The 2,261-nt window shown below is 52.0% G+C and carries 2 protein-coding genes; both read right to left on the reverse strand.

Annotated elements, in window-relative coordinates:
* Positions 1 to 63: 63 nt before the first annotated feature.
* Complete coding sequence (gene istB, locus JAO78_RS16495) at positions 64 to 810, reverse strand: IS21-like element helper ATPase IstB (RefSeq protein WP_226752457.1); 747 nt, start codon at positions 808 to 810, stop codon at positions 64 to 66.
* Positions 811 to 821: 11 nt separating this feature from the next.
* The coding region (gene istA / locus JAO78_RS16500) for an IS21 family transposase (RefSeq protein ID WP_226752458.1) at positions 822 to 2,261 on the reverse strand (1,440 nt) is incomplete at its 5' end.

The raw sequence follows: 2,261 nt of genomic DNA on the forward strand, positions 1-2,261 counted from the left end.
ATCCGGCCAGGCGTTTCGGTGTGATCCGGCCAGCATGATCTGACCTTCGTTTATGTTCTCTTTTTACCCGACTTCTTCTCCCTGAACCAGTGTTTTTTTACGTTGTGACTCACCTGTTAATTCCAGTCGGTGGGCATTGTGGATCACTCTGTCTAACAGCGCATCAGCAACCGTCGGGTTATCCATCAGGCCGTACCATTCCGATACCGGTAATTGACTGACGATAATTGTGCTGCTTTGCTCGTAGCGATCTTCAATCACGTCCAGTAAATCGCTGACTTGCTTCCCTTTAAATCCCTCAAGACCCCAATCATCCAAGATCAACATATCCACCTTTTGTAGCTGTACCAGTTGCTTAAGATAGCTGCCATCGGCATGCCCCATTTTTAGGCTCTCCAGTAACCGGCCTAACCGGTAATACAGCACGCGTTTATTCTGTCGGCAAGCTTGCTCACCTAAGGCACAGGCAAGATAGGTTTTACCGCTGCCCGTGGGGCCGGTTATCAGGATATTCTGGTGGTACGTCAGGTGATGTCCTTGCATCAGTGGCGTAATTTGTTCAGCTCGCAAGCCGCGCTTTGCCGGATAGCGTAAGCCTTCTGGTGTCGCTTTAAGGCGCAGATTAGCCAGTTTGCGCAAGCGTTGTAAGCGGGTGTTATCCCGCGCCAGATGTTCTTGCTCGACCAGTAACCCCAGTCGTTCATCGAAGCTAAGCTCGGCATAAGTATGGGGCGCAAGGCGTTGTTGCTCCAGCGCACTTGCCATGGCTGCCAGCTTAAGCTGGCGCAGTTGGATAAGTAGTGAATCCATTAGTGGTGTCCTTATTGGTAGTATTTTGAGCCACGGATGTTGGTGTGTGTGCCAGGGATAATGGTTTTGGTTTCATCCGGTTGCCAGCGCATATCTTCGCCGTTTTTAAGCAGCTTTTTGATGACCGGTATATAAGGTAGTTGGCGACTGATGGCCAGTGCGCAAGCCTTTTCCAGTCGGTCACTGCCATAGCGTTTTTGCTCGCTAAGGAGCCCCAGGCAGGTGCGCTGCGCTTGGATAAGATGATCTTTGTGACGTTCAACCGCTAAGACCACTGCCAGCGTGTTGGTGCCGATATGGGTTGCCCAGCTGCGAATGCGCTCAGGGCTCCACTCCAGATGGGCAGCATGGTTCTCTGGCATATGCGCTATGTCCGTCGTGTGCCGGTAAGGGGTATAGCTGCGAGCATGCTGGGCGACACATTTCGCTTGATGGTAAATCTTAATCAGCGTTTGCGTGGCGCTGATTTCAACTCGCTCACCGACTAAACGGTGTGGCACCGAGTACCAGTGATAGTCGTATTGTACGTGGTAGTCTTTGGCGACTTTGGCAATGCGATAATCGGTGTACTCATAGGCGTAAGGCGGCAATGGCTGCAAGGCAGGTTCGTCCAGCAATTTAAACAACTGCTCACGACTGGCACCGTTGTAATGCTTCATCGGCCGCTGGTTAAGCTCAGTATTCAGTGCCCGAATAGCCTGATTTAACGCGGCCAGTGAGTGAAACACCTGATGGCGCAGCCGGGCTAATACCCAGCGCTCAACTATCAGCACAGCCGATTCGACTTTGCCTTTATCCTGCGGTTTGCGTGGTCGGGTGGGCATCAATGCACAGCCATAATGTCTGGCCAGCGCTTTGTAATTGTCGTTAATCACCGGCTCGAACCTATCCGCTTTATCAACAGCAGCTTTGAGATTATCGGGTATCAATAACGCCGGTACACCGCCTAAAAACGTCAGGCAGCGGCTGTTCGCCATCAGCCAAGATTCCCTATCCTGACCTTTACAGGCTTCAATATAGGTGTAGTTCGATGCACCCAGGGTGGCGACGAAGATAGCGGCTGGTTTTATCTCGCCGGTTTCTGGGTTCACAATCGGCACTGTCGGGCCACAGAAATCGATAAACAGCTTCTCACCGGCTTCATGGTGCTGTCGCATCGAGCGTTTTTGTACAGCACACCAGCGGCGATAATGCTCGCAGAATTGCGTGTAGCCCAGCGCTTTACTGCCATGTTCAGCCTGATACTCCTGCCATAACAGCAGTTTGGTGACGCCTTTTCTGCGCAGCTCAAGGTGTACCTGCACCCACAACGGCAAGACCCGCTGTGTACTGTAATCACGTCCAGGAAATAACTGTTTATCGAGGCTATCAAGCGGGTAATCGGCTGCCAGCGGCCAGCTCAGACCTAAATTGTTAAAGCGTATGACCAAATCACTGATGGTTGCCCGGCC

The organism is Alishewanella maricola (genome assembly GCF_016343785.1).
Lineage (GTDB): Bacteria > Pseudomonadota > Gammaproteobacteria > Enterobacterales > Alteromonadaceae > Alishewanella > Alishewanella maricola.